Origin of the sequence: Yersinia sp. J1 (assembly GCF_050586585.1) — a bacterium.
Taxonomy (GTDB): Bacteria; Pseudomonadota; Gammaproteobacteria; order Enterobacterales; family Enterobacteriaceae; genus Yersinia; species Yersinia entomophaga.
The window spans coordinates 25154-32359 of sequence record NZ_JBOBDP010000024.1; the positions used below are offsets into that span (position 1 = coordinate 25154).

Genomic DNA, 7206 nt, shown 5'->3' on the forward strand with positions numbered 1-7206 from the left:
CTGTACTATGAAAAAAGTAGTCTTATCCGCAGTGATCGCAATGGCGCTGACCGGGGCCACATTCAACGCGGCGGCGCTTGATGCGCCGAAAAGCTCACCATATGACTACCGAATTAAAACGGTAGTTTATAACCCGGTTGATGTGGTGCGTATTGATGCGGTTGCGGGTCTTTTTACGCATATCGTCGTTGCCCCGGATGAAAGCTATATCACTCACGCTTTCGGTGATTCCGCTGGCTGGATTTTCTCACACAAACTTAATCACTATTTCGTGAAACCTAAGACCGACATGAGTGATACCAACCTGACCATCGTTACTGATAAGCGGTCTTATAACATCGTGCTGCACTATATCGGCGAGACGACAACAAAGAACGCTGACGGCACAGAAACAAAATCGTTTATCAAAACGCCGTGGTCAATGAAGCAGGCCACGCTTCAGCTGACCTATGAATACCCGTTTGACGAACAGAAAAAAGCCTCTAGCGTGGCTGAGAAAAAGCGCCTGACGGAGAAGCTACGGGAGTCTGCTTTCGCTGGTCCTAAAAACTACCAGTATGAAATGAGCGACGAACCGGAAATGGCAGATATTCAGCCGATCCATGTTTGGGATAACTACCGTTTCACGCGCTTTGAGTTCCCGGAAAACGCCGACTTACCGCAGGTGTATTACATATCGTCCAGCGGCAAAGAGACGCTCCCTAACTGTCGCCCGGTTGGTGAAAATAACAACATTCTGGAATGCCAGAACGTAGCGAAAGAATGGCGTGTAAGGCTTGGCTGGACAAAGGTTGTTGGTATTAGAAATATCAACTACGTGCCATCAGCTGGCGCAATTTCCACTGGCACAGCCTCCCCGGATGTAAGAAGGGTGCAAAAAGGAGGGGATAACTAATGGCCCGTAAAGTCGATATTGATAGCGAGCTGGATAACAACAGCTTCGACGATGAACGCGGGGGAATGCCCGCACAGAAACGCCGCACCGCACCAGGCCTAAAAGCCTTTATTGCTATCCTGGCTATCATCGCCATGTGCTTCGTTGGCGTCACTATTTACACGCACACACGCAAAGCGCCAGACGCGGCCAAAGCTGACAGCGGCAATAAAAATGATGGGGTTAGCAGTCTGCCTAACTATCAGTTCAACACTAACCCGAACGTTGGCGGGGCAGCGGCCCCTGACGCTAATCAGAAGGCGATGCAGGATAAAGCCAGAGCGGAATATGAAGCCAGTCATAGCAACGCGGGCAGGGCCAGCAACGGAAAGAAGCAACTGACACCGGAAGAAGTCGCTATGCAACGCCGTCTTGATGGCGATCTTTCCGGCGAGCAGGGCGGTAGCCAGACTCCGGCCAAAAAAGAGCAGCAAAGCGACGAAGGCAGCGAAGGCAGCAGCGCGTTAGCAAAAGAGCTTACACCTGCCCGCCTGAAAGGCAGCAGAGCGGGCGTAATGCAAAACATGAGCATGACCATTGCCAAAGGGACGATGATACCGTGTGGCACGTCTACGGAGCTGGATACGACCGTTCCCGGCATGGTGTCCTGCCGGGTGACGCGTGATGTGTATTCCCTCGATGGGTTGGTGAAGCTGATCGACAAAGGCGCATTTGTTACGGGCCAGATGAACGGTGGCCTCAAAAATGGTCAGGCCCGCGTCTTTGTACTGTGGGAGCGAGTGGTAAACCCGGATGGCACATTCGTTAATCTGGATAGCGCCGGGACCAACTCTCTCGGTAGTTCCGGTGTACCCGGACAGGTTGATTCTCACTTTTGGGATCGCTTCGAAGGGGCCGTGTTCATTTCCGTTCTGTCTGACGCGCTTCAGGCTGGCGTGGCCGCAGCCCAAAATGGCAATAACATCCAGTTTAGTAATACACAAAACAACTCGCAGGAACTGGCATCTGAAGCACTGAGAGCCACGATTAACATCCCGCCAACACTCTACGACCAGCAGGGCGACGCAATCAGTATCTACGTCGTTCGTGACCTCGATTTCAGTGATATTTACTCACTGGCAGACAACTAATCCACGTGGGCCGGAAGGCCCACTGTTCTTTGTAGCAGGAGATAACTTACATGAATCAATCATCGGCTTATTACCAGCTGGGGCCGCTGCGGGAGTATTTCGAAGATCCGGGCGTATTTGAAGTCCGTATCAACCGTTATAACGAGGTGGTTTGTGACACATTCGAAGGCCGCAAAATCATCCAGAATGACAGCATTACCGGCGCGTTTATCGATAACCTGACTGCGGCATTAACCAGCGCTAATAACGTTACGCGCCAGATGATTAATGACGTGGTGTTACCGGACGGCTCCAGGGGAATTATTTGTTTACCGCCTGCGGTGATCGATAACACCGCCGCTATCGCTTTTCGCAAAAATATCGCGCTGGATAAAGACCTGGCAACGTTAAGCAAGGAAGGTATCTTTGAGTTTTGCCGGGAAATTGACAGCCATAAGCGCGAGCTGGACGACGACGATCTCCTGCTGAAAGAGTTATACCGGGCTAAACGCCGGGAAGAATTTTTGCTTACTGCGGTACGGAAAAAACGAACCGTTGTCGTTGTGGGGGAAACCGGATCAGGGAAAACGGTACTCACCCGCGCCCTACTCAAAGCCATTAGCCCACAGGAACGCGTGATAATCATGGAGGATGCTCACGAGGTTGAAGCTACCCACCTGGAAGAAGCTGTTTATATGAAATATGGCGGCAAAGATAAACCAGGGCTGGCTACGCCGACGCAGTGCCTTAAAGCCTGTATGCGCCTGACACCAGATCGTATCTTCATGACAGAGCTGAGGGATGATGCTGCATGGGATTACCTTCAGGCGTTGAATACCGGACACCCTGGCGGCTTAACCTCCACACATGCTAACTCGGCGATGGATGCCTTCACCCGAATAGGGTTGATGGTTAAAGCTACCGAAGTGGGCCGTATGCTGGATATTTCTGACATTATGCGCCTGCTGCACTCCACTATTGATGTGGTCGTTTTCATGGCGAAAAGGAAGATTCGCGAAATCTACTATTCGCCAGAATATAAGTATGAGTGCATGAATGGAGGGATAAAGTGAAAAAAGGAGCAATCATATTCCTGACGGGCCTTCTGGCCCTTTCCTCCCTGCCCTCGATGGCCGCCGATTCGCCATCGGTACAGGTCGGGTTTTCTCCTGAAGGTAGTGCTCAAACGCTGGTAATTGGCGCTATCGACTCCGCGCAATCCTCGATCCGAATGATGGCTTATAGCTTCACCGCGATGGATATAATGCAGGCGTTGGTCAAAGCTAAAAATCGCGGTGTCGATGTGAAAATCGTTATCGACGAACGCGGCAATCGTAATGACGTAAGCCACCGTGCGATGAAGTACATTGTGAAAAACGAGATCCCACTGCGGGTGGATAGCGACTTTCCTATCCAGCATGACAAGGTGATGATTATTGATGAACGGTCAGTTCAGACGGGCAGCTTCAACTACACCAAAGCAGCAGAATCAAAAAACTCGGAAAACGCGGTAGTGATCTGGAACATGCCCCAGCTGGCAAAACCTTATCTTGAGCACTGGCAGGACCGCTGGCAGCGCGGGAAGGATTACCAGCCATAACAACAAGGCGGCGAAAGTCGCCTTTTTCCAAAGGCTCCGCCCCTCCTGACGAGCTTCAAAAAAAAGCTACAAGTCAGAAGTAGGCGAAACCCGACACAGCTTAGAGATCAGCCGCCTTTCGTTGGCATCGCTCCCCCTGGTTACGTCCTGTGTTCCTGTCATATCGTTTACCGAAACCTGACCGCCTTTAGCCCATTCGGGCAACGTGGCGCTTTCTCATAGCTCACGCTGTAGGGTTCTCGGCTCGACTTAGACAGTTCGCTCCAACGCTGCGGGTTTTAACCAGACTCCCCGTCTCCCGCTGCCGTTACGCCTGACTATGACAAACACATGATTTCCAGTTCGTCAGACACGACAAATCGCCGCCATAGGTAACAGCCTATGCGGTAACGTGGTTCAATTAGGGGAATGGGTCTTGAATTTCAGCCATGACGACTGCTACACTACGTTTGAATCTCGGTGACTGTGTTCCCCTAGAACCAGTTACCAGGTGATTAGAGCACCAACTCTGAATCACCCGAAAAAACCACCTTGCCGGGTGGTTTTTTCGTTTCTGAGCAAGAGAGTACAGGATCTTCAGAGGATCGATCAACGATCTTTAGATCCTTCCACTAACAGCCGCCCTATCTCAAACACTGCCGCTGACCGCCCCGACTTCACCGCTTCGGCTTTCTGGCCGTCAACAAACCAGTGATTACCGTCCGTTCGGACCAGCTCAAACAGCCAGGACATATCATAAACGTGATCTGGTATCACGGTCCCTTCCCCGGCCAGAATACCCGCCGTTATGGAATGGTTGCCGCCGCGCACAAAGCCAATGCGCCAGGGCAACCACAGGTCAACATAGTGGTTGATTTTATCCTGCTTCCACGGCCTGCCCTTACGGGTTCCAATGTGCGAAACGTTATCGATATAGCGTGTCAGGCTCCACGGCCACGGCAGCACCATGTCACTCGCCAGCGACAACGGATAATCTGCGCCGTCCAGCTCGCCCTCTTTCATCTTCTCGTAAGATTGCACCTGGATAAGCCCCTCAAAGAAGAACTCCTGCGGGGTCATATCCGGGCGGGCATCAGTCCCTTCCTCGGCTACCGCCAGCAGGAAATCACTCTGCACTGGCCGCACGATAGCGCGAATGAGATCAGGCAGCGCCTCAACGGGTAATTTTTCGGCCACCGAAAGCAGGTGTTCGAAGTGATTTTTTTCATTGCCGGCAGCGGCTTTTTCTTTCTTATTTCGGTTCCAGAACATCACAGGCCGTAGCCCTCCTTGTCGTGGTCATGTTGATGATTTTCGTGCTCATGCTGCGGTAGTTCCACGTCACGCGCACGTTCATATTCTTCATATGTGCTGTAGTCCTGCATGTCGCCATAGTCCGGGCCTTCGTCAGCATACCGCTCATAGTCATGGTAGGGGTTCGCCTCCATTTCCGGTGTGGCTTCTTGCCTCTGCTCGTACCGGATAGCGGCGTTGACTTCCTCCTGCTCACGCTGGCGCAAATCCTGAGACGTGTTTTCAGTACCTGAAGTATCGGGGCCATCATGAGCGGCTTCTGTCGCATTTTTCATGGTGTTTTCCTTCTCTCCGGTTTGTTGGCCAGCTTCATGACCATAGCTTTTTGCCTGCTGGCCATCGTCATGGCCATAGCTCCGGTTTACGTCTTTGTAGCGCCCCTCCATCCCTAAAAAACGGTCTATTTCGCTGGCCGTGGTCTTAGGACTGTTGCGGCTGGCACTGCTCAACAAGCGGCCTTTATCGTCGGTGAAAATCTCGACTTCATGACGGGCGCGGGAGATCCCAACGTAAAAGACGTCTTTGGAAGTCGTTAGCGAACGGGTATCGATGTTAAACAACACTCGGTCGCAGGTAAGCCCCTGTGCTTTATGGACCGTCGTTGCATAGGCATACGAAAGATAGGCGGCTTGCTTCTGGTCCAGCTCGATTTCCCGGCCCTTCGCGTTGGTCAGCGTAAACGTGCCTTTCTCGGTGGTCCCGGTCACGGTGAAGCGGTCGCCGTTCGCTACATCCAGCGTCTTATCGTTACGCGTCACCATCACTTTGTCACCCACGGCCAGCTCGGCGGCCACGCTGGTATAAACAGACAGATTTTTATGGGTACGCGGGCTGAAGCTGATTTTCTGGCCGTCGCTCCCGGCCACGGTCAGAAGGTTCCCCGGACCTGTATCCAGTACGCGGTAAGATTCGCCCCGCTGAAGCCCGTTTTTATAGTCTTTTTCGGGGATAATAATTTGCCCTACCTGGTAGTATTTACTGTCCCGGCGTTCGGCCTGCGTGGAGTCAACGCGCTCCAGAAAATTCACCTCCACGCCCTTTCCTTGCAGCTGCAACGCCTCCCGAATCTGGCTATTGAGGATTACCCTTGATTCGTTTGTACCGGAAATAATCAGCGTACCTTCGCGCTGCTCCGGGGAGAATGACAGCCAGCGATTAGCTACAGCCTCCAGTCGCTTATCCTGGTCCTTCTCTGCGCTAATATTGCTGAGTCGGGCCAGCGAGCCGGATATGTGGCCCTCTGCGGCCAGCTTCACCGCCTCAAGCAACACGTCATTTTTCTGGCGCTGAATATCCTTCATATAGCTGGTCTGCATTCCGGCGCTGATCAGCTGTTCAAATGGCTTGCCCGCCTCTACGGCTTTTGTCTGTGAGGTGTCGCCCAGGAATACCGCTCTGGCCCCGGCCTTCTCGATGGTTTCCATCAGCACCTTCATCTGTCTGGCCGGAATAACGCCCGCTTCATCGATAAAGACCACGCTTTTCTCGTCTATCTTTTTGTCCTTTGCCTTCACGAAAGCGGCAACGGTACGGGCGGGCATACCTTCATCTTCCAGGGATTTTTTCTGCGTACCGTAGGGGGCCAGTGCGGTGACGTTAAAGCCCTGAGACTCCAGAACGGCCTTCGCGCTCATGGTCATATAGCTTTTCCCGGTTCCGGCGAAGCCGTGAGCCGCCACAAAGCGATCTGTCGTGGTGCAAATATCTACGACGCTTTTCTGTTGCTCGGCCTTCAGCGTCTTGCCGACCAGCTGCGCGGTGACTTGCTCGCTTGTCAGCGCGGCGATCACCTTGCCCCGACCGCGAGCCTCGATATTCAGCACCGCTTTTTCTACCCGGATACCTTCAACGGTCGTTACCCGATGGCTGGTTTTTTTCAGGCGACCAGACTTGATACCTTCAGCAACTAACGCCTTCGCCTGCCCGTTGTTCATCCCTTTTTTGTCGGTCAGCTGCGCCTGCCATTCCGCTTTGGTCATGGCAGGTAGCGGCGGCGCGTCTTTGCTTCTCTGGTCAGTCGTGGTGGTGTATCGCGCTTCACCTTCGATAATGGCCCCCTTTGCCACAGCGCGATAATAGGCCGCTTCAATATCCTGCTTTGATGCCTGGCCGATAGCCTTTTTATTTGCCACGGCCAGCAATCGGGACTGGTCAAAAGACGCATCGCGCTCTGAAAGGGATTTAAGCGCAAACTGGATCGCCCGGTCGGCTTTTACCTCCGGGCTGGTGAAGTTAGGGACGGTATTCATTGACGTTTGCGGGCCGTCCTTGCCTTTGCCCGCCCAGGACAGATCATTGAAGTCTATTCC

6 protein-coding genes are annotated in these 7206 nt (G+C 52.9%); 4 read left to right on the forward strand and 2 right to left on the reverse strand.

Annotation, left to right across the window (positions count from 1 at the left end; all coding sequences use genetic code 11):
* Window positions 1–7: 7 nt before the first annotated feature.
* The 4 genes from ACQ4OC_RS18920 to ACQ4OC_RS18935 are packed head-to-tail and all read left to right on the forward strand — an operon-like array spanning window position 8 to window position 3604.
* Window positions 8–895 carry a TrbG/VirB9 family P-type conjugative transfer protein gene (locus ACQ4OC_RS18920; protein ID WP_430971511.1) on the forward strand — a complete coding sequence of 296 codons (888 nt, stop codon included), beginning with the start codon at window positions 8–10 and terminating at the stop codon, window positions 893–895.
* Window positions 895–2025, forward strand: coding sequence for a type IV secretion system protein VirB10 (gene virB10 / locus ACQ4OC_RS18925; RefSeq protein WP_430971512.1), 1131 nt, complete (start codon window positions 895–897; stop codon window positions 2023–2025). Before ACQ4OC_RS18920 ends, virB10 begins: the two co-directional genes overlap by 1 nt.
* A gap of 50 nt (window positions 2026–2075) precedes the next feature.
* Window positions 2076–3077 carry an ATPase, T2SS/T4P/T4SS family gene (locus ACQ4OC_RS18930; protein ID WP_430971513.1) on the forward strand — a complete coding sequence of 334 codons (1002 nt, stop codon included), beginning with the start codon at window positions 2076–2078 and terminating at the stop codon, window positions 3075–3077.
* Window positions 3074–3604, forward strand: coding sequence for a phospholipase D family protein (locus ACQ4OC_RS18935; RefSeq protein ID WP_430971514.1), 531 nt, complete (start codon window positions 3074–3076; stop codon window positions 3602–3604). The genes ACQ4OC_RS18930 and ACQ4OC_RS18935 overlap by 4 nt, the downstream gene beginning before the upstream one ends.
* Before the next feature lie 588 nt (window positions 3605–4192).
* On the opposite strand, the gene ACQ4OC_RS18940 is transcribed toward ACQ4OC_RS18935, so the two are convergent.
* Both ACQ4OC_RS18940 and ACQ4OC_RS18945 read right to left on the reverse strand, forming a co-directional pair.
* Window positions 4193–4858, reverse strand: a complete 666-nt coding sequence (locus ACQ4OC_RS18940) for a DUF6710 family protein (protein ID WP_430971515.1) — start codon at window positions 4856–4858, stop codon at window positions 4193–4195.
* On the reverse strand, window positions 4855–7206 hold a 2352-nt coding region (locus ACQ4OC_RS18945; protein WP_430971516.1), incomplete at its 5' end, for an ATP-dependent DNA helicase. The genes ACQ4OC_RS18940 and ACQ4OC_RS18945, both read right to left, overlap by 4 nt.

Bases quoted from the DNA above. Each gene is read 5' to 3' on its own strand.
- ACQ4OC_RS18920 (WP_430971511.1), top strand. From the start codon at position 8: ATGAAAAAAGTAGTCTTATCCGCAGTGATCGCAATGGCGCTGACCGGG.
- virB10 (WP_430971512.1), top strand. From the start codon at position 895: ATGGCCCGTAAAGTCGATATTGATAGCGAGCTGGATAACAACAGCTTC.
- ACQ4OC_RS18930 (WP_430971513.1), top strand. From the start codon at position 2,076: ATGAATCAATCATCGGCTTATTACCAGCTGGGGCCGCTGCGGGAGTAT.